The following is a 20,160-nucleotide window of genomic DNA, read 5'->3' as shown; positions in this document are numbered from 1 at the left end:
GCCAAAACGCTTACCCCGTCAGCGCTGACAGCTATCAATTTAGTTGTTTTCGGCGCCGGCACGGCGCGGCGCCAGCAGCAGCGCTTCGAAGTCCTGTACCGGCGTCGGCCGGCCCAGCAGGTAGCCCTGGAACAGCCTGCAGCCGTAGCGCGCCAGGAAGTCCTTTTGCGCCGTGGTCTCCACGCCCTCGGCAATGACCTCCAGCCCCAGGTTGCCCGCCATGCCGATGATGGTCTGCACGATGACATCGTCGTTGGGGCGCACGCCCAGGTTGCGCACGAACGACTGGTCGATCTTGAGTTCGTGCAGCGGCAGCCGCGTAAGGTAGGCGAGCGACGACTGCCCAGTGCCGAAGTCATCGACCGAGAAGCGCACGCCTTTGGTGCGCAGCAGGTGCATCTTGGCAATGGTGTCGTCCACGTTGTCGAGCACCAGCGATTCGGTCAGCTCCAGCTGCAGCAGGTGCGGCCGGATGCCGGCCTTCTGCATCGCGCCGATGACCTGCTGGGCAAAGCCGGGCTGGCGAAACTGGCGCGCGCTCACGTTCACCGCCACCTGCACCTGACACAGCCGTGCATCGCCCTGCCACGCCGCCAGCTGCTGGCAGGCGGTGCGCAGCACCCAGTCGCCGAGCGCTACGATCAGGTCGCTGTCTTCGGCCACCGGAATGAATTCCGCCGGCGAGACCATGCCGCGGCGCGGGTGCTGCCAACGCAGCAGCGCCTCGGCGCCGACGATGCGGCCGTCGAGCGTGAACTGCGGCTGGTAGTGCAGCGCCAGCTGGTCGCGCTCGATCGCCAGCTGCAGGTCGGCCTCGAGCTGGGCGCGCTCGCTGATCAGGGTCTGCATCTGCGGGTCGAAAAAGCACAGCCCGTTGCCGCGCTGCGCCTTGACCTGGTACATCGCGATGTCCGCCTGCTTGAGCAGCTCGGCGGCCGACTGCTCGGCGTGGCCAAACAGCGTGGCGCCGATGCTGCAGGTGCCATGGTGCGAATGCGTGCCCAGCGTGTAAGGCCGCCCCAGGCTCAGCAGCACCTTCTCGCCGACCCGCTGCGCCTGCGCCGCGGCCTCGCCGCTGTGGGCCGACAGCTCGGTGAGCATGACCACGAACTCGTCGCCGCCCAGCCGCGCCACGGTGTCGGACTCGCGCAGCGCGGTCTGGATGCGCATGGCCACCTGCAGCAGCAGCTGGTCGCCCACCTCGTGGCCCTGGGTGTCGTTGAGCACCTTGAAATGGTCGAGGTCGAGGAACAGCACCGCGCCCAACTGCCCCGAGCGCGCGGCATTCACCGTGGCCTGTCCCAGGCGGTCGAGCAGCAGGCGCCGGTTGGGCAGGCCGGTGAGCGGGTCGTAGAAGGCCAGGCTTTCGATTTCGGCGCTGGCACGGCGCAGGTCCGTGACATCGTGGTAGGTGATCACGAGCCCGCCCTCGGGCGTGGCGCGTTCGGTGATCTGGATGCAGCGGCCATTGGGCAGGTTCTGCTCCAGGGGCCCCGAGAGAACGCGCTGCGCGGCCAGCCGCTGCTCCACCCAGCGCTGCTGCTCGGCCGCACTGGCGCCGGGCAGGTGGTGGCGCACGGTGGCCTCGAGCACCGCGCGGAACGGCAGTTGCGGCGCCATCATGCCGGCCAGCCAGGTGAAGATTTCCTCAAAGCGGTGGTTCCACTGCAGCACGCGGTGCTGCGGATCGAGCAGCACGAAGCCGCTGACCATGGATTCGAGCGCCTGGTCCAGCGTGGCCTTGGACTGTGCGATGGCCAGCCGGGCGCCCGTGGTGCGCTGCAGGTAGGCCACCGCAAAGCCCGCGGCCAGCAACACCATGAGGCCAAAGGCCAGCGACACCGCGATGATGGCGGTGCGCTCGGTCTGCCAGTTGGCCAGCGCCGCCTGCTCGGGGAGACTGGCCGAAATCCACAGGTCCGGGTAGAGGAGGGGCCGCGCGACCACCAGCGCCGGCGCGGCGCTCAGGCGGGCGGCCATGTCCCAGGCCGGCGGCGCCTGGGCCGCGAGCGCCAGCGGAGGCGCACGCGCCGGGGCGTCGCCGGGATCGGGCACGCCCAGCAGCAGCTGGCCGCTGCTGCGCTCGAGCGCCACCTCCATGCCGTCAATCGACACGCCCTGGGTGAGCACGGCCACCAGCATGCCCGTCGGCACCTCGGCCACCGCCAGCACGCGGGCGCCGTCGGCCAGGCGCAGGGAGCGGGCGAAATACAGCACCCGCTCCGCGCTGGCCAGGCTCACCGCGGGGGCGCTGACCACCAGGGTCGGCATGGGCGGCGCCAGCACCTCGGCCACAAAGCCCTCGGGCAGGCGCAGCGACAGGCGGGCGCCCGCGGCGTCCGACGAGGCCAGCACCTGGCCGCGCGCATTGAGCAGCGTCACCGAACGCACCATGAGGTTCTGGCGCATGGTGGCGCGCAGCAGCGCACTGGTGGCACCGGAGTGGATCCATTCGGCCTGGGTGCGGGACAGCCCCAGCAGGTCGCCGGTGCTCGCGAGCATCACATCGATGGCCAGGAAGGAGCGGTTGAGCGCGGCCTCGGCGCCCGCCACGAAGCGGGTGACTTGCGCCTCGCTGTCGCCCAGCTCGGCCTGCCGCGTCTTCCACACCAGCGACGCCGACGCCAGCGCCAGCGCCAGCAAGAAGGCACCGGCCAGGGCCGACACCGTGGGTCCGATCCGGGAGGGCGCGGGGGGCGTCACGGCGTGGCGGGCAGCGCAATGCCCCGCGCCTCCCCGATGGTGTATTTCCACAGGTCCGCGCACCCGTCGGCGCAGCGCATCAGCCAGCGCGGCAGCACGGTGGCACGGAAGATCTCGACACGGCGGCGCTCGTCCTGGGCCGACACCGGCACCAGCGCCATGGCCCCCTTGGCTGCGCTGGCGCAGCTGGGCGCGCCGCTGTGGCAGGCCAGGCTCTCGGTGGTCTCACGCTCGGACTCGCGCCATATCCGCGCTTCCAGGCGCGGCAGTTCGCGCCGCAGCACAGCGCGCAGCTCGGGCGGCAGCGCATCCCAGGCGTTGCGGTTGGCACCAAAAATGGCCAGGCCCCAGTTCAAGGGCATGGCGTACAGGTGGCTGGTCAGCGTGTGCAGGCCCACCGCGCGGCCCGAAGTGGTGCCCGTGATGGCGCATTCGATGTTGCCCGACTGCAGCGCGCCGGCGATCTGGGCAAAGCTGGTGTGCACCGCCACACCGCCCACGGCGCCCACGAAGTCGGCCTGGGTGGTGGACGACACGCGCGTGCGCCGCCCCGCCAGGTCAGCCAGCGCGGTCAGCGGCCGCTTGCAAAAAAGCACCTGTGCGGGATAGACGTAGATGGCCAGCGCTTCCACGCCATGGCGCTCGCGCAGCGTCTTTTCAAGGTAGGGGCGAAAGGCCGCTACGCTGGCGCGCAGGCTGGCCATGTCGGGGTTCAGGCCTGCGAGGTCGGGCGCGGTGTACTGCGGGTACTGCGTCGCCATGGCGCTCATGAGCATGGTGCCAAAGGGCACCACGCCCAGCTGCAGCAGGCGCAGCATTTCGACGTCCGGAACACCGGCGCGGTCGAACGGCACGATGTCGGCGGTGAAGCGCCCGCCACTGAGGCGCGCGAGCTCCTGGGTCCAGAAGGGCTGCTCCCAGCGCGTGAACTGGTTGACTCCCGCGAGCCCCCCCACGACGCGCAGGCGCAGCACCGCGGCGTCCGGCGCTGGCGCGGGCACTTGCGCCGGGGCCCCCATCGCTGCCAGCATCAGGGCGCTGCACAGCGCGGCGTGGCGCAGCCAGGACATTCGCAAGCGGGGCAGAAGCAGCATGGATGTTTCCGGGGTGCTCACCCGCGGCACCGGAGGCCGCGGCGAAAGTGACACATGTTTAACACGTTGCGACGTTATGGGCCGCAGAGTAACAAAAAAGTGGAAGCTCCGGGAATGGGGGTGAGCCCGCACCTCGGTGCCCCTGCGCCGTGGAATCCAGCGCAGGCGCCGGCCCGGCGCCTCTGGGCTCAGAACGCGCCAGCGTAGGCCCCACCGTCGGCCAACACGTTCTGCCCCGTGATGTAGCCCGCGTGCACGCTGCACAGGAAGGCGCAGATGGCGCCGAATTCCTGCGGCTGGCCAAAGCGGCCGGCCGGGATCTGCGCCTCCTGGGCCTGGCGCACCGCATCGACCGCGCGGCCCGAGCGCTCGGCGGCCGCCTGCAGCGTCGCGGCCAGGCGGTCGGTGTCGAACTTGCCAGGCAGCAGGTTGTTGAGCGTCACGCCTTTGCCGGCGATGCTGCTGCGCGCCGCACCCGCCACGAAGCCCGTCAGGCCGCTGCGCGCGCCGTTGGACAGGCCCAGGATGTCGATGGGCGCCTTCACCGCGCTCGACGTGATGTTGACGATGCGGCCAAAGCCGCGCGCCGCCATGCCATCCACCGTGGCGCGGATCAGCTCGATGGGCGTGAGCATGTTGGCGTCCAGCGCACGCAGCCAGGCCGCCCGGTCCCAGTCGCGGAAATCGCCCGGCGGCGGACCGCCGGCGTTGGTGACGACGATGTCAAAGCCCTGCCCCGGTCCGCCGGGCACGCTGAAGGCGGCGGCGCGGCCCTCGGCGGTGGTGATGTCGGCGGCGACGCTCAGCACCAGCGGCGCCGGGTCTTTTTGGCCTCTGGCGCTGGCTGCATCTGCGCCCATAGCTCTCAAATCAGAAGCAGCTGCGGACAATGCCCCGGCCTGGCGCGCATTGACGACCAGGTTCACGCCCTCGCGCACCAGCGCCTGCGCGCAGCCCAGCCCCAACCCTTTGCTGGCGCCGCAGACCAGCGCCCATTTGCCTGCAATTCCCAGATCCATACATTCCTCCGTTCATAGGCTGGCAGCGCCAGCGTTCCACTCCCCTCTCGCGGCACGCCGCTCGCTCAGGCCTGCGGCCGGCGCGCCGTGCGCGAGAAGACAAAAATTCCGGCGATCACCAGCGCCGTGCCGGCCGCCACCCAGGCGGTGAAAGGCTCGCCCAGCAGCCACACGCCCATCAGGATGGTCGACATCGGACCGACCATGCCGGTCTGCGCGGCGGCGCTGGCCCCGATGCGCTCGATCGCCATCATCACCATCAGCACCGGCGCGGCGGTGCACAGTGTGGCGTTGAGCACCGACAGCCACACCACCTCGGGCGCCACCAGCGCGGCCGACAGCGGCCGCAGCAATGCGAACTGCAGCAGGCAGCACAGGCACGCCACCGTGGTGGCCAGCCCCACCAGGCGCAGCGCGCCCAGGCGCTGCACCATCTCGCCGCTGTAGACCATGTAGATCGCGTAGCTCACCGCGCTCAGGAACACCAGCAGTGCGCCCCAGGCGGCGTTCGCGCCCTGGCCCTGTGACTCCTGCCCGAACACCAGCACCACGCCGCAGTAGCTGATGGCCGTGCCCAGCACCTGCTGCCAGCGGATGGTGCGGCCGTACAGCAGCCAGCCCAGCCCCATGACGATGGTCGGGTTGAGGTACAGAATCAGGCGCTCGAGGCTGGCGCTGATATAGGCCAGGCCGGCAAAGTCGAGAAAGCTCGCCAGGTAGTAGCCCGACACCCCCAGGCCCAGCACCCCCCACCAGTCCCTGCTCGAGAGCGGCGGCTTGCCCCGGCTGGCCCACCAGGCCATGGCCGCAAAGATCGGCAGGGCAAACAGCATGCGGTACATGATCAGCGTGACCGCGTCCACGCCGTGGCGGTAGGCGAGCTTGACGATGATGGCCTTGCCACTGAAGGCGATGGCCCCGAGCACCGCGAGGGTGATGCCGACAACTACATTTTTGCTAGCTGCTGGCGCTTGACTGGCTTGCGTTGAAGGCACTTTTGATACTTATTCCTGAAAGGCGATGGCGGGCAACGGCGGGCGATGCCGCCTCATGCTCCCGGAGAGAACATGCGCTGGTGCAGCCGGCGCAGCGACCCCCACACGGCGAGCGCCACCACCGGAATGGCGATGGCGGCCGTGGTCTCCGGCGCCAGCGGCCAGCCCAGCGGCTGCGCGCCCTTGGCCAAGTAGCTCACCAGCCCGACGATGTAATAGGTGATGGCCGCCACCGACAGCCCCTCGACGGTGGACTGCAGCTGCAGCTGCAGCCCCTGGCGCTGGTTCATGGTGGCCAGCAGCGCCTGGCTGCTTTGCTGCTGCTCGATCTCGACGCGCGTGCGCAGCAGGTTGCTCATGCGCGAGACGCGCTGCGACAGCGCCTCCTGGCGCCGCGCCGCCCACTCGCAGGTGCTGCGCGCGGGGCTCAGGCGCCGGTCCATGAACTCGCGGATGGTCTGCAGGCCCGCCAGGCGCGATTCGGCCAGGTCGGCAATGCGCAGGTCGACCAGTTCGAAATACGCCTTGCTGGCCGAAAAGCGCGAATGCGTGGCCGCGTACTGGCTCTCGACCTGGCCGGCCAGGCGCGTGAGCCGGTCCAGCAGCGCCGGCTCGGCATGGCGGTTGGCGGTGCGGATGGCGTCGGCCAGCTCGGCCAGCTCGCGCTCGGCGCTGGCCAGCTCGGCGGCGGCGCCGCGCGCGGCGGGCAGGCCCAGCAGCGCGGCCATGCGGTAGGTCTCGACCTCGAGCAGGCGCTGCACCAGCCGGCCCAGGCGCCGCGGCGCCATGCGGCCGGCCAGCAGCACCATGCGCGAAGAGCCGTCAGGGTGGAGCGCGAAGTCGGTGTAGACCTCGCCGTGGCCGTCGGCCACGGTCGAGGCCACCAGGGTGTCCTCGTGCAGCACCTGGGGCACCAGCGCGCCCGCGCCAAAGGCCTGGGTGGACAGCACCCACAGGTTCAGGCTGCACAGGCACTGCCCCGGCAGCGCAGCCAGCCATTCGCGCGGCACGGCGGCGGCGGCGCCCACGGGCTCGCGTTCGCCAAAGCCCTCGGCCTGCGTGGGCACCATGAAGGTCCAGGTCACGAACTCGGTGTGCAGTTCCCAGCGCAGGCGGAAAGCGCCCAGGTCCATGCGCAGGTGCGTGGTGTGCGCATCGGGCAAGGCCAGGTGGCGCTCGCGCAGCAGCGCCGCCAGGTGGGCACGGCTGGCCTCGCGCCCCGCCGCATCGGCCAGCATGACGATGTGCGCGATGGCCAAAGGCGCGGCCATCGACTCGGGGGGGCGCGCATGGATTTCGTTGTGCAACAGCACCCGCTGGGGGTGCTGCGGTGGCGTCAGGGCAAGGGGCATGGGCAGAGACCTGTAGAGCCCGCTATTGTGGCGGCGTTCTCCGGCCCCGCAGGCGAACCGAGCGCACCCGGCGCGGCAAAAAAAAACGGCACCCGAAGGTGCCGTTGTGTGTGCACGGGCCATGCCCGCCTGCGTCAGTCCTCGACGAAGGCTTCCTCGCGCTTGTTCTTCACTGCGGGCAGCAGCACGATGATCAGCAGGATCACGGCGGCCACCAGCATGCCGGCGGAGATCGGACGCGTCACGAACACGCTCCAGTCACCGCGCGAGAGCAGCAGCGCGCGGCGCAGGTTCTCTTCCATCATCGGCCCCAGGATGAAGCCCAGCAGCAGCGGCGCAGGCTCAGTGCCGAGCTTGTGGAAGATGTAGCCCACCAGACCGAAGATGCCCACCAGCCACACGTCGAACGTGTTGTTGTTGGTGCCATACACCCCCACCGCGCAGAACAGCACGATGGACGGGAACAGCCAGCGGTAAGGCACGGTCAGCAGCTTGATCCAGATGCCGATCAGCGGCAGGTTCAGGATGATCAGCATCGCATTGCCGAGCCACATCGAGGCGATCAGGCCCCAGAACAGCTCGGGGTTGCTGGTCATCACCTGGGGGCCAGGCTGGATGTTGTGGATGGTCATCGCGCCCACCATCAGCGCCATCACGGCGTTGGGCGGAATGCCCAGCGTCAGCAGCGGGATGAAGGAGGTTTGCGCACCCGCGTTGTTGGCGGCTTCAGGCGCGGCCACGCCGCGGATGTTGCCCTGGCCGAACGGCACCTCGCCGGCACGCAGCTTGGTCTTCTTCTCGATCGTGTAGGCGGCAAAAGCCGACAGCAGCGCACCGCCACCGGGCAGGATACCCAGGGCCGAGCCCAGCGCGGTGCCGCGCAGCACGGCGGGGATCATGCGCTTGAAGTCTTCCTTGGTCGGCATCAGGCCCTGCACCTTGGCGGTGAACACTTCGCGTTCGTCTTCGGGCTTGGACAGGTTGGCGATGATTTCGCCGTAGCCGAACACGCCCATGGCGATCACGACGAAGTTCAGGCCGTCGGTCAGCTCAGGGATGTCGAAGCTGTAGCGGGCCACGCCCGAGTTCACGTCGGTGCCGACCAGGCCCAGCAGCAGGCCGAGCACGATCATGGCCACGGCCTTGAGCAGCGAGCCCGAGGCCAGCACCACGGCGCCGATCAGGCCCAGGGTCATCAGCGAGAAGTATTCGGCCGGGCCGAACTTGAAGGCGATTTCGGTCAGCGGCGGCGCAAATGCGGCCAGGATCAGCGTGCCCACGCAACCGGCAAAGAACGAGCCCATGCCCGCTGCCGCCAGCGCCGGCCCTGCCCGGCCCTTGCGCGCCATCTGGTAGCCGTCGATCACGGTCACCACCGACGAAGACTCGCCTGGCAGGTTCACCAGGATGGCGGTGGTCGAGCCACCGTATTGCGCGCCGTAGTAGATACCAGCCAGCATGATCAGCGCGGCCACCGGGGGCAGCGCGTAGGTCGCGGGCAGCAGCATGGCGATGGTGGCTACCGGGCCGATGCCGGGCAGCACGCCGATCAGCGTGCCCAGCAGGCAGCCGATGAAGCAGTAGATGAGGTTCTGAAACGTGAAGGCGACGCCGAAGCCCATCGCCAAGTGATCAAACAATTCCATGGTCGGTACTCTCGCTTAACCCGAAATGAAGCTAGGCCACACGGGGAACTGCAATTTCAGTGCCCACACGAAAGCCACGTAACTACCAATCGCCAAAACGGTGGCGAGAACGAACACCGACTTGGCATGGAACTGGTCACCCGCCAGGCTGGCGATGAACGTCAGGCCGTAGATGGCGACGATCAGGCCCATGGCGGGAACACCGATGCTTGGCAAACCGGCCAACAGGATGCCGAAGGCGAAGTTGGAGGCCAGGATGAAGAAGATCTGCTTCCATGCCCACTTGCCCACCTTGTCGCCGTCCTCGGTTTCCACCACGGTCGCCTTGAAGGTGATGATCACCCCCAGGATGGCCAGCAGGATGCCCAGGATCAGCGGAAAGTAGCCGGGTCCCATGCGGGCGCCCGAGCCGACGTTATAGGTGGTGGCACCTATGGCAAAAGCCCCTCCGACGCCCATGAACATGAGGCCGGAAAAGAAGTCTTTTTGACTCTTGATTTTCACAAAAATGTCCCCCAGAAGGAAATCACAAGCGAACGATTTTGCGTTCGATTGGGGGCACTTTCGATGTGGATTCCACCTACAGGTGGCCTAAGCGTTTACCCTAGGAAACACCTCTCACTGGGGCGGCGGCGTGGCCGCAATGACCTCGTCGAGCGTGGTCAGCCCCTGCGCCACGCGCAGCGCGCCGGCCATGCGCAGCGGGCGCATGCCATCGTGCACGGCCTGGCGACGCAGCGCGTCGATCGACGGCTCGCGCGTGATGCCGTCCTTGAGCGCCTCGCTCACCGTGAGCAGTTCGTACAGCCCCATGCGGCCGCGGAACCCCGTCATGCGGCAGTCCACGCAGCCGACGGCCTTGAAGGGCCGGTATTCGCCGGAAAGCTTCCAGGGCTTGACGGCTTCGGCCAGCACCTGGGCCGAGGCCTCGGGGTCGGGCTGCTTGCACTGTTTGCACAGCGTGCGCACCAGGCGCTGCGCCAGCACGCCGAGCAGCGTCGCGTTGATCAGGTAGTTGGGTACGCCCAGCTCCATCAGCCGCGTGACGGCGCTGGGCGCGTCGTTGGTGTGCAGCGTCGAGAACACCAGGTGGCCGGTGAGCGCAGCCTGCACCGCCATCTCGGCCGTCGGCAGGTCTCGGATCTCGCCGACCATGATGATGTCGGGGTCCTGGCGCATGAGGGCGCGCACGCCCTCGGAGAAGCTGAAGTCGAGCTGCGGCTGCACCTGCGTCTGGTTGAAGCTCGGCTCGATCATCTCGATCGGGTCTTCGACGGTGCTGACGTTGACCTCTTCGGTTGCCACGCGCTTGAGCGTGGAGTACAGCGTGGTGGTCTTGCCCGAGCCCGTGGGCCCGGTCACCAAAATGATGCCGTGCGGGCGCGCGATAAGCGCCTCCCAGCGCTGCGAGTCGTGCGGCGAGAAGCCCAGCGCATCGAGGTCCTTGAGCGCCGTGTCGGGGTCGAAGATGCGCATCACCATCTTCTCGCCGAAGGCCGTGGGCAGCGTGGACAGGCGCATCTCCACCTCGTCGCCGCGCGGGTTGCGCGTCTTGATGCGGCCGTCCTGCGGCCGGCGCTTTTCGACCACGTCCATGCGCCCGAGCAGCTTGATGCGCGCCACCATGGCGCTCATCACGCCCATCGGCATCTGATAGACCGGGTGCAGCACGCCGTCGATGCGAAAGCGGATCACGCCCTGCTCGCGCCGGGGCTCGAGGTGGATGTCGCTGGCGCGCTGGTCGAACGCGTACTGCCACAGCCAGTCGACCACCTTGACGACACCCTGGTCGTTGGCGTCGAGCTGCTTGTGCGTCTTGCCGAGCTCGACAAGCTGCTCGAAGCTGCTCGCGCCGGCGCTGCCGCCGGCCTTTTGCGCTGCGCGCACGGACTTGGCGAGCGCAAAAAATTCCACCGTGTAGCGCTGGATGTCCTGTGGGTTGGCCAGCACGCGGCGCACCGGGCGGCGCGCCTGGCGCTCGACCTCGGCCACCCAGTCGGTGACGAAGGGCTCGGCCGTGGCCACCACCACCTCCTGCGCCGTGACCTGCACCGGCAGCACCTTGTGGCGCTCGGCGTAGCTGGCACTCATGGTGTCGGCGACCTTGCCGACGTCCACCTTGAGCGGGTCTATGCGCAGGTAGGCCAGGCCGCAGCGCTGCGCGAGGTACTCGGTCAGCATCTCGGTATCGAGCGGCTTGCCGTCGCTGGCGCGCGCCATGGCCACGCTGGCCAGGCGCACCAGCGGGTGCTGGCGGCTCTCGGCCTGCGCGCAGCGCGCCACGGTGCGCTGCGCCTCCTCGGGGGCGATCACGCCGTCGGCGTGCAGCCAGTCGACGATGCGGCGCCAGTCCAGCGCCCCGGCAAAAGAAGGCGCAGCTGCAGCCTGCAGGGGAGCGTGGGCAGAGGTCATCGGAGGTCCGGAAAATGGAAGGGCCACCCCGGCATCAGCCGGCCACGGGCTTGAACACGCGCATCCACTTGGCGGCCGGCAGGTCCCAGCGTGCCTGGATGGCTTCGGCGCGCACCTGCAGCTCGGCGCGCTTGGGGTGCGTGGGCGTACGCTGCGCGAGCACCACGGTGTTGCCCTCGCGCGTGGGCTTGAAGGTCCAGAGCGCGTCTTCGCCAAACACGGTGGCCATCTTTTCGAGGCTCTCGCCGTAGCTCGCCGCGCGGCCAAACAGGTTCACCGTCATGGCGCCGTCGTCGCTGAGCAAGGCGCGGCAGTCGGCATAGAACTCTGCGCTGTCGAGCACCGGCGCGGCCGCGTTGTGGTCGTACAGGTCGACCGCCAGCGCATCGACCGTGCCGTGCCACATCGGATTGCGCACCTCCTGCGCGGCATCGGCCAGCACCACGCGCAGCGTGGGGCCGTCGGGCGGCAGCTTGAACCACGAGCGGCACACCGCCAGCACCTGCGGGTTCAGTTCGATGGCGGTGCTGCACATGCGCAGCTTCTTGTGGCAGAACTTGGTGATCGCGCCTGCGCCCAGGCCCAGCTGCATGGCATGGCGCTCGGCCACGCTGGCAGGCTCGACAAACAGCAGCCAGGCCATCATGCGCTGCACGTATTCGAGTTCGATCTCGAACGGCTCCTTGACGCGCATGGAGCCCTGGATCCAGGGCGTGCCCAGGTGCAGGTGGCGCACCTCGCCGTCGTCGGAGACGGTGACTTCGGGCAGTTCGGCGGGGTCGGAAGAAGGGGAGGAAGAAATTTTTTTGCTGCGGGCCATTCGTTCTCGATTCAAAGCAGTCCGTGCGCCGCCATGACCTCGGCCCAGGCCTGGCGCTTGCGCTCGAAGCTCCACGATGCATTCGCGGGGCTGGTGGAAGGGAGCTTGTACACCGGCACGCCCAGCGCCGCCGTGGCGCGCGCGTGCTTGAAGCTCTCGCCGCCATTGTGGGCGATGGCCGCCAGGCGCGGGCAGCGCACGCGCAATGCGGCGAAATCGTTGACCTCGGCATGGCGGATCTGCGCATCGAGGCTGCCTTCGCGCTCGCAGGCGCCGTACACATCCCACAGGCCCAGGCCGCGTGCCAGCAGCCAGCCGCAGCGACCGGAGTAATCGGCGCGGCCGGGCATCGGGTGCTGGGGCCACAGCGCCTGCAGGATGCACCAGAAATGGTTTTGCGGATGCCCGTAGTACTGCTGCGCGCGCAGCGAGGCCGCGCCCGGAAAGCTGCCCAGCACCAGCAGCACGGTGCCGGCACCGACCACGGGCGCCAGGCCGACCAGCCGGGACGCGGCAGCGGGCGCCCCAGGAGCGGAAGCGGAAAAAGTCATGGAGCGTGGCCTTTTTTACGGGTGGGCTGGACCGAGGAAACTACATTATTCATAGCTACAAGCGCTTGCCCATCATGCGTTAGAGGCACTTTTCACCGATATTTCAAACCGCCCCTGCAAGCGCGGCAGCGCCGCCAGCGCATTGGCGCCGGTCTGCTGCGCCAGCGCAGCCAATGGCATGCCGCGCAAGCCGGCCAGTTGCTGCGCGATGCGCGGCAGCTCGGCCGGGGCGTTGCGGCCCTGGGGCGCGCCAAAGGCGCGCTCGGCGGCGGTGCGGTAGATCCAGTGCGGCGGCATGTCGGGCGAGTCGGTCTCGAGCACCAGCGCTTCGGGCGGCAGCTCGGTGGCCAGGCGGCGCAGCTGCAGCGCGCGCTCGAACGTCAATGCGCCGCCAAAGCCGAGCTTGAAGCCGAGCGCAATGAAGGCGCGCGCCTGCTGCAGGCTGCCGTTGAAGGCGTGCGCAATGCCGCCCTGCACCGGCACCTCGCGCAGGCCCTTGAGCAGCCGGTCTGCCGAGCGGCGCACGTGCAGGACCACCGGCAGATCGAAGCGCCGCGCCAGCTGCAGCTGGGCGCGGTAAAAGCGCTCCTGGCGCGCAGGATCGAGGCCTTTGACAAAGTAGTCCAGGCCCATCTCACCGATGGCAACGAGACGCGGGTCCGCGCGGTGCTGCTGCAGCTCCTGCGCCAGGCGCTCCAGATCGTCTTCGGCGGCGGTGCCCGTACACAGCGGGTGGATGCCCAGCGCATAGCTGTCGCCGTGCCGGTTCGCTAGCTCCCGCACGGCGGCCCAGTTACCGGGCGCCACCGCCGGAATCACGCAGTGCACCACGCCACGGTCACGGGCCTGCTGGCGCACCACGTCGCGGTCGGCGTCGAACTCGGGGGCGTCCAGGTGGCAATGGGTGTCGATCCAGGCGGTCATTCGGCCATGATGCACGAGAACGCGGTCTCTCCCGCCCCGGGGAATGCATCCGGCTGCAATACGTGCTAACGTGAAAACCATACGCTCGTTCGCGGCGCAGTAGAAAAGGTGACAGGATGCCTCGGCCCGCCCTCTACAGCAATTCCCGCGCCGCCCGCCGCCCTGTGGCGCACGACGCGGGCGCAGCGGATGCTGCGCCCGCCGCGGAGCCGGCCGCCGCTGAAGGCGACAACGCGCCGCAAGCGGTTTCTCCCGCCCCGTCAGCACTGTCGCGCCGCCACGCGCGGGCACTGTGGTCCATGATCGCCGTGCTGTGCGTGCTTTTGGCGGCCAGTCTGGGGCTGCAGCAGCGGCCGGCGCCCCAACGGATCACGCAAAAGGACATCGACGCCGCCGTTTTGCGCACCCTGGAGACCACCACCCCGCCCTCGGCCGCGGCCCGGGCCGTCGACGCGATCGCACCCTCGGTGGTCCGGGTCGTCGGCTATCGCATCTCGGGCAATGGCAAGGAGGAAGTGGGGCGCGGCGTGGGCACCGGCGTCGTCATCGTCGACAAGGGCATCATCCTGACCAATCTGCACGTGGTGCTGGGTGCAGACCGCATCGTGGTGACCTTTCACGACGGCCTGGAAACCGCCGCCAGCATCACCGGCGCCCAGCCCGAGAACGACCTGGCGGTGCTCCAGGCGCACAAGGTGCCCGACGACCTGGCCGCCGCCCCGCTGCGCTCCACCCAGGATCTGCGCCCTGGCGACCATGTGGTGGCGGTAGGCTTCCCGTTCGGCATCGGCCCATCGGCCTCTGCCGGCGTGGTCTCGGGTCTGCAGCGCGAATTCACCTCACCCGAAGGCAACCGACAGCTCAGCAACCTGATCCAGTTCGACGCCGCGGTCAACCCCGGCAATTCGGGCGGTCCGCTGGTCACGCTCGATGGCGCGGTCGTCGGCATCGTCACCGCCATCCTCAACCCGACGCCGGCGCGGACCTTCATCGGCATCGGTTTCGCCGTACCCATCGAGCACGCAGCGTCGGCCGTGGGCATGCCGCCGTTCTGATCCCCTTCGACCGACCTTGACCGAGGAGCACCATGGAATTCATCCCATCGCCCAACACAACGAATGCCGCCACCGCCACCTTGATGGAACAGGTGCTCTACGAGGTCAAGCGGGTGGTGGTCGGACAGGACCGTTTCCTGGAACGCGTCATGGTGGCGATGCTCGCCCAGGGCCACCTGCTGGTCGAGGGCGTGCCCGGCCTGGCCAAGACTCTGACCGTGAAGACGCTGGCCTGCACCATCCAGGGCAGCTTCAAGCGCATTCAGTTCACGCCCGACCTGGTGCCCGCCGACCTGGTCGGAACGCGCATGTACAACCAGCGGACGGGCGAATTCAGCACCGCGCTCGGGCCCGTGTTCACGCACCTGCTGCTGGCCGATGAGATCAACCGGGCACCGGCCAAGGTGCAAAGCGCCCTGCTGGAAGTGATGCAGGAGCGCCAGGTCACGATTGCCGGCGAGACCCACCGCGTGCCCGAGCCCTTCCTCGTCATGGCAACGCAAAACCCCATCGAGACCGAGGGCACCTACGCCCTGCCCGAGGCCCAGGTGGACCGCTTCATGATGAAGGTGCTGCTGGACTACCCGAGCGAAGAAGAAGAATTTGTGATTGCCCAGCGCGCGCTCGAGGTGCCCGTGCAGGTGCTGCCGGTGGCCAGCACCGCGCAGCTGGCGGCACTGCAGGCCGAGTGCCGCATGGTGTATGTCGACCCTTCCCTGCTGCAGTACGCCGTGAAGCTGGTGGCCGCCACGCGCGTGCCGGCCAAGCACGGTCTCAAGGACCTGGCGAACTACATCAGCTGCGGTGCCAGCCCGCGCGCCACCATTGCCCTGGCCGAGGGCGCCCAGGCGCTGGCCATGCTGCGCGGCCGCAACTATGTATTGCCGGAGGACATGTCCGATCTGGCCGCCGATGTGCTGCGCCACCGCGTTTCGCTCTCCTACGAGGCGCTGTCCGAAGGCCTGGACGCCGACGCCCTGGTCCGGCGCATCATGGCCAAGATCCCGGCGCCCGCGCGCCCGCTGCACCATGAGCAAAAAGCCGCCTGAACCCGCCAGCGCCGCCGTCCATGCCTTGCCGACGCTCCCTGGCAAGGCAGACCGGCTGCTGCGCGAGCTCGAGTGGAAAGTCATCCGGCGCCTGGACGGCCTGCTGCAGGGCGACTACCGCACGCTGATGCGTGGCAGTGGTCTCGACCTGGCCGACCTGCGCGAATACCAGCCCCACGATGAAGTGCGCCACATCGACTGGAACGTCACGGCGCGCCTGAATGCGCCCCATGTGCGGGTGTTCATGGAAGACCGGGAGATGACGGCCTGGTTCCTGCTGGACCTGAGCCCGTCCATCAACTTCGGGCCCCAGGGCCGTGCCAAGCGCGACATCCTCACCGGCTTCGTGGCCGTGCTGGCGCGCCTGCTCACGCGCCACGGCAACCGGGTCGGCGCCATGCTGTACGGCGGCTCCAGCCAGGGCGGCGAGCGCGCGGTGGACGCGGTGCTGCCCCCGCGCAGCAGCCGCGCCCATGTGCTGCACCTGGTGCACCGCCTGCTCGCTCCCGAAGTGGCGCCGGCGGCTGCGGGGGCCGCCACCGAGCTGCACCGGCTGCTGCAGACCGGTGTCGCCAACCTGCGCCGCCGCGCCACGGTGTTCGTGGTGTCCGACTTCATCAGCGCTCCGGGCTGGGACAAGCCGCTGGCCGAGCTTGCACAGCGCCACGACGTGGTGGCCGTGCGGCTGCTGGACCCGCTGGAGCTCACGCTGCCCGACCTGGGCCTCATCACCCTGCGCGATGCCGAAAGCGGCGAGCAGCTGCACGTCGACACGCACGACAGCGGCTTTCGCCGCCGCTTTGCCCGGCTGGCCGCGGAGCGCGAAGTGGCGCTGCGCGAAGGCCTGGCGCGCGCCGGCGCCGACACGCTGGAGCTGTGCACCGACGATGACCTGGTCGACGCGCTGCTGCGCTTCATGGACCTGCGCCGGCACCGCGTCCGGGCGCCACGCAGCGGCGCGCCCGTGGCCAGCGCGGCCTGACCCACGCCACCGCCATCTAGGACCCGCACCATGGTTTTCCTCTGGCCCACCCTGCTCTGGTTGCTGCTGCTCGCGCCGCTCCTGGTGCTGCTGTACTGGTGGTTGCTGCACCGGCGCAAGAAAAATGCCGTGAGCTACTCCAGCCTGTCGCTGGTGCGCGAGGCGCTCGGGCCGGGCCAGCGCCTGCGGCGCCACATCCCGCCGGCCCTGTTCCTGCTGGCGCTGATCGCGCTGCTGCTGGCAGCCGCCCGGCCTCTGGCCGTGATCACCCTGCCTTCGCAGGAACAGACCATCATGCTGGCCATGGACGTCTCGGGCAGCATGCGCGCCACCGACGTGGAGCCCGACCGCATCACCGCCGCCCAGAACGCCGCCAAGGCGTTCATTGCCGAGCTGCCACGCCACGTGCGCGTGGGCATCGTCGCCTTTGCCGGCAGCGCCCAACTGGCGCAGCTGCCCACGCAAAGCCGCGAGGACCTGGTCAAGGCCATCGACAGCTTTCAGCTGCAGCGCGGCACGGCCACGGGCAACGGCATCATGCTTTCCCTGGCCACCCTCTTTCCCGACGCCGGCATCGACATTTCGGCCCTGGGGGGCCAGCAGGCCATGCGGGCCCGGCCCATCAACGAGATTGACAAGCCGCAGGACCCCGCCAAGTCCTTCAAACCGGTGCCACCGGGCTCCTACAACTCGGCCGCCATCATCATGCTGACCGACGGCCAGCGCACCACCGGCGTGGACCCGCTGGAAGCCGCCAAGTGGGCCGCCGACCGGGGCGTGCGCGTGTACACCGTGGGCGTGGGCACGCTGCAGGGCGAAACCATCGGCTTCGAAGGCTGGTCGATGCGCGTGCGGCTCGATGAGGAAGCCCTCAAGGCCGTGGCGGCGCGCACCAATGCCGATTACTTTCATGCGGCCTCGGCCGACGATCTCAAGAAGGTCTATGCCACCCTGAGCTCGCGCTTGACGGTTGAGAAGAAGGAAACGGAAATCTCCTCCCTGCTAGCACTCGCGGGTGCGGCGCTGGCCCTGCTGGCGGCAGCACTTTCGGTGTGGTGGTACGGGAGGGTGATGTAGGCCCCGGGCACCGCAGACGCAAGCGTCGCGCCGGTCCAGAAGCGGCGTGGCGTGAACCCAAAGGAGACTGTGATGCGTTCTCTGACCAAAGCGTCAGCGCTGGTGCTGCTCACCCTCGCGGCCGGCATCGCGCTGGCCCATAGCTGCCCCAACGAAATGAAGGCCATCGACACCAAGCTGGCGGCCAACCCGACGCTGATCGCCGACAACGCAGCCAAGGTCAAGCAGTTGCGCGCGGACGGCGAAGTCCAGCACAAGGCCGGCAAGCACGACGGATCGTTGTGGTGGGCCTGCAGCACCTGCGCGAGCGCGGCCACGTCGCCATCGCCCGCGCGGCCCGTGTAGAGCGGGTAGATGCCAATCGCATAGCTGTCGCCATGGCGCTGCGCGAGCTGGCGCACGGCCTGCGCATGGGCCAGCTCGACGCCCGGAATCACCAGGTGCTGCACGTCCTGCGCGCGCGCCTGCGCGCGCACCGCATCCACATCGTGCGCGAACTCGGGCGCATCGAGGTGGCAATGGGTGTCGATCCAGCACGGCATGGCGGCGATCATGCCGCAACGCGCGGGCGGCGTGCGGTGCGGTGGGCCTTCAAAGCTGCACGCGCGAGCCCAGTTCGATGACGCAGTTGTTGGGCAGCCGGAAATAGTCGGCCGCGCTCCCGGCGTTGCGCGACATGGCGGCAAACATGCGGCTGCGCCAAGGCGCCATGGCGGCACCGCCCGTCGGCACCACCAGTTCGCGGCTGAGGAAGTACGACACCTGGAAGGGGTCCAGGTCCAGTCCCTGGCCGTGGCACAGCGCCAGCGCGGCCGGAATGTCGGGCTCGTCCTTGAAGCCGTAGTCCACCTGCACCTGCCAGAAGCCGCCGGGCAAAGCGGTGACCTGCACGCGCTGCTCGGCCGGCACCCAGGGCTCTTCCAGAAAACGCACCTTCAGCACCACGTTGCGCACATGCAGCACCTGGTAGTGCTTGAGGTTGTGCAGCAGCGCCGGCGGCACCATGTCGGGATGGGCCGTGGGGTAGATGGCTGTGCGCTCAGAGCGCGGCAGCGCGCCCTCGCCGGCCAGCGACGCGATGAAGGGCTGCAACTCCAGCGCTTCGGCACGGATCTGTTCGGCCAGGCATTCGCGCCCGCGCCGCCACGTCGCCATCACGGCGAACAGCGCAAGCCCCAGCGTGAGCGGAAACCAGCCACCTTGCATGAACTTGAGCGCGCAGGAAACGACCAGCACCGCATCCACGACCAGAAACAGGCCGGTTGCGGCCAGCGCCACCGGCAGCGGATAGTGCCAGGCATGGCGCACGACGAAGAAGGTCAACACGGTGGTGATGAACATCGTGACCGTGACCGCAATCCCGTAGGCCGATGCCAGGGCCGACGAGCTGCCGAAGCCGAACACCGCCAGCAGCACGGCGACGAGCAACACCCAGTTGACGGTCGGCAGGTAGATCTGCCCCATGGCCTGCGCCGAAGTGAACTGCACGCGCATCCGCGGCAACAACCCCAGCTGGATGGCCTCCTTGGTGAGCGAGAACGCGCCCGAGATCACGGCCTGCGACGCGATCACCGAAGCGAAGGTCGCCAGCAGCACGGTGGGCAACAGCCAGGCGTCGGGGAAGAGGTGGAAGAAAGGGTTCTCCAGCGCCGCCGGGTCGCGCATCAGCAAGGCGCCCTGGCCCAGGTAGTTGAGCGCCAGCGCCGGCAGCACCAGGGCCGTCCAGGCCAGCCGGATCGGGCGCTTGCCAAAATGCCCCATGTCGGCATAGAGCGCCTCGGCGCCGGTCAGCGCCAGCACGATCGAGCCCATGACCACGAACAGCTCCCAGCCGCGCGCCTGCAGGAAGCGCACGCCGTGCACCGGGTTCAGCGCGGCCAGAATCTCCGGCATCTGGGTGATCTGCAGGCCCCCGGTGACCGCGAGCACGCCGAACCACACCAGCATCACCGGCCCGAACAGCGCCCCCACGGTCGCCGTGCCGCGGCGTTGTACTACGAACAGGGCGACCAGCACCACCGCGGAGATCGGCAGCACATAGGCCTTGAAGGCCGGCGTCGCGATCTGCAGCCCTTCGACCGCGCCGAGCACCGAGATCGCCGGTGTGATGACGCTGTCGCCATAGAAGAGCGCGGCGCCGAAAACGCCCGTCAGCAGCAGCGCGCGCCGGCGCTGTGCTGTGCTGCCGGCAGCGCGCGCTGCCAGCGCGGTCAAGGCCATGATGCCGCCTTCGCCGCGGTTGTCGGCGCGCAGGATGAGCACCACGTACTTCAGCGTCACCACCAGCATCAGCATCCAGAAAATGACCGAGACGGCGCCGATGATGTCGGTGGCGTCCAGCCGCACGCCATTGGCCGGATTGAGCACCTCTTTCATGGTGTAGAGCGGGCTGGTGCCGATGTCGCCATAGACGACGCCCAGAGCGCCAAGGGTGAGCATGCCTTGGCCCTGTCGTTGCTGGTGGGGTTGCATGGCGGCAAT

Annotated in this window: 17 protein-coding genes and 1 pseudogene; 5 read left to right on the top strand and 13 right to left on the bottom strand. The window is 68.8% G+C overall.

The annotated features are described in order from the left end of the window. Window positions 1-39 precede the first annotated feature (39 nt). The 11 genes from B2J86_RS05445 to B2J86_RS05395 all read right to left on the bottom strand — a co-directional run bounded on the left by B2J86_RS05445 (window position 40) and on the right by B2J86_RS05395 (window position 13,516). On the bottom strand, window positions 40-2,703 hold the full coding sequence (locus tag B2J86_RS05445) for an EAL domain-containing protein (protein ID WP_169167558.1): 2,664 nt from the start codon (window positions 2,701-2,703) through the stop codon (window positions 40-42). After that, on the bottom strand, window positions 2,700-3,797 hold the full coding sequence (locus B2J86_RS05440) for a TRAP transporter substrate-binding protein (RefSeq protein ID WP_371736177.1): 1,098 nt from the start codon (window positions 3,795-3,797) through the stop codon (window positions 2,700-2,702). Before B2J86_RS05440 ends, B2J86_RS05445 begins: the two co-directional genes overlap by 4 nt. A 188-nt stretch (window positions 3,798-3,985) precedes the next feature. Beyond that, entirely contained in the window at window positions 3,986-4,816 is an 831-nt protein-coding gene (locus B2J86_RS05435) for an SDR family oxidoreductase (protein WP_169167557.1), read from the bottom strand. Window positions 4,817-4,881: 65 nt separating this feature from the next. Beyond that, a complete protein-coding gene (locus B2J86_RS05430; RefSeq protein ID WP_173024910.1) occupies window positions 4,882-5,811 on the bottom strand; it encodes a DMT family transporter in 930 nt (309 codons plus the stop codon). Window positions 5,812-5,864: 53 nt separating this feature from the next. Continuing rightward, on the bottom strand, window positions 5,865-7,163 hold the full coding sequence (locus tag B2J86_RS05425) for a DUF3422 family protein (protein WP_173024909.1): 1,299 nt from the start codon (window positions 7,161-7,163) through the stop codon (window positions 5,865-5,867). 134 nt (window positions 7,164-7,297) lie between these two features. Then, window positions 7,298-8,809, bottom strand: coding sequence for a tripartite tricarboxylate transporter permease (locus tag B2J86_RS05420; protein ID WP_169167555.1), 1,512 nt, complete (start codon window positions 8,807-8,809; stop codon window positions 7,298-7,300). Window positions 8,810-8,824: 15 nt separating this feature from the next. Then, window positions 8,825-9,313: a tripartite tricarboxylate transporter TctB family protein gene (locus B2J86_RS05415; protein WP_169167554.1), complete on the bottom strand. Its 489-nt coding sequence runs from the start codon at window positions 9,311-9,313 to the stop codon at window positions 8,825-8,827. A 114-nt stretch (window positions 9,314-9,427) separates the two neighbouring features. Then, entirely contained in the window at window positions 9,428-11,221 is a 1,794-nt protein-coding gene (locus tag B2J86_RS05410) for a GspE/PulE family protein (RefSeq protein WP_169167553.1), read from the bottom strand. A gap of 34 nt (window positions 11,222-11,255) precedes the next feature. Continuing rightward, a complete protein-coding gene (locus B2J86_RS05405) occupies window positions 11,256-12,041 on the bottom strand; it encodes a spermidine synthase (protein WP_169167552.1) in 786 nt (261 codons plus the stop codon). 11 nt (window positions 12,042-12,052) lie between these two features. Then, window positions 12,053-12,592: a DNA-deoxyinosine glycosylase gene (locus B2J86_RS05400; RefSeq protein ID WP_173024908.1), complete on the bottom strand. Its 540-nt coding sequence runs from the start codon at window positions 12,590-12,592 to the stop codon at window positions 12,053-12,055. 72 nt (window positions 12,593-12,664) lie between these two features. Continuing rightward, window positions 12,665-13,516 carry a TatD family hydrolase gene (locus B2J86_RS05395; protein ID WP_169167550.1) on the bottom strand — a complete coding sequence of 284 codons (852 nt, stop codon included), beginning with the start codon at window positions 13,514-13,516 and terminating at the stop codon, window positions 12,665-12,667. 116 nt (window positions 13,517-13,632) lie between these two features. Here B2J86_RS05395 and B2J86_RS05390 point away from each other — a divergent pair, with 116 nt between their 5' ends. The 5 genes from B2J86_RS05390 to B2J86_RS05370 all read left to right on the top strand — a co-directional run bounded on the left by B2J86_RS05390 (window position 13,633) and on the right by B2J86_RS05370 (window position 18,024). Then, window positions 13,633-14,571 carry a S1C family serine protease gene (locus tag B2J86_RS05390; protein ID WP_173024907.1) on the top strand — a complete coding sequence of 313 codons (939 nt, stop codon included), beginning with the start codon at window positions 13,633-13,635 and terminating at the stop codon, window positions 14,569-14,571. 32 nt (window positions 14,572-14,603) lie between these two features. Next, window positions 14,604-15,620 carry a MoxR family ATPase gene (locus B2J86_RS05385; RefSeq protein ID WP_173024906.1) on the top strand — a complete coding sequence of 339 codons (1,017 nt, stop codon included), beginning with the start codon at window positions 14,604-14,606 and terminating at the stop codon, window positions 15,618-15,620. Continuing rightward, window positions 15,601-16,602: a DUF58 domain-containing protein gene (locus tag B2J86_RS05380; RefSeq protein ID WP_173024905.1), complete on the top strand. Its 1,002-nt coding sequence runs from the start codon at window positions 15,601-15,603 to the stop codon at window positions 16,600-16,602. The genes B2J86_RS05385 and B2J86_RS05380 overlap by 20 nt, the downstream gene beginning before the upstream one ends. Before the next feature lie 30 nt (window positions 16,603-16,632). Further along, complete coding sequence (locus B2J86_RS05375; RefSeq protein WP_173024904.1) at window positions 16,633-17,679, top strand: VWA domain-containing protein; 1,047 nt, start codon at window positions 16,633-16,635, stop codon at window positions 17,677-17,679. Window positions 17,680-17,751: 72 nt separating this feature from the next. After that, window positions 17,752-18,024 carry a hypothetical protein gene (locus tag B2J86_RS05370; protein WP_206041376.1) on the top strand — a complete coding sequence of 91 codons (273 nt, stop codon included), beginning with the start codon at window positions 17,752-17,754 and terminating at the stop codon, window positions 18,022-18,024. Here the strand turns inward: B2J86_RS05370 and B2J86_RS05365 are convergent. Together B2J86_RS05365 and B2J86_RS05360 are read right to left on the bottom strand one after the other, a co-directional pair. Continuing rightward, window positions 17,952-18,221: pseudogene (locus B2J86_RS05365) on the bottom strand (TatD family hydrolase); the annotation flags it as partial. The gene B2J86_RS05370 and the pseudogene B2J86_RS05365 sit on opposite strands and share 73 nt — an antisense overlap. Window positions 18,222-18,270: 49 nt before the next feature. Next, on the bottom strand, window positions 18,271-20,151 hold the full coding sequence (locus tag B2J86_RS05360; protein WP_173024903.1) for a potassium transporter Kup: 1,881 nt from the start codon (window positions 20,149-20,151) through the stop codon (window positions 18,271-18,273). Between the last annotated feature and the right edge of the window lie 9 nt (window positions 20,152-20,160).

The sequence above is a fragment of the Acidovorax sp. SRB_14 genome (assembly GCF_012932145.1).
Taxonomy (GTDB): domain Bacteria; phylum Pseudomonadota; class Gammaproteobacteria; order Burkholderiales; family Burkholderiaceae_C; genus Simplicispira.
Note: the sequence above shows the minus strand (reverse complement) of the source record. Positions and strands in the feature narration are given on the sequence as shown.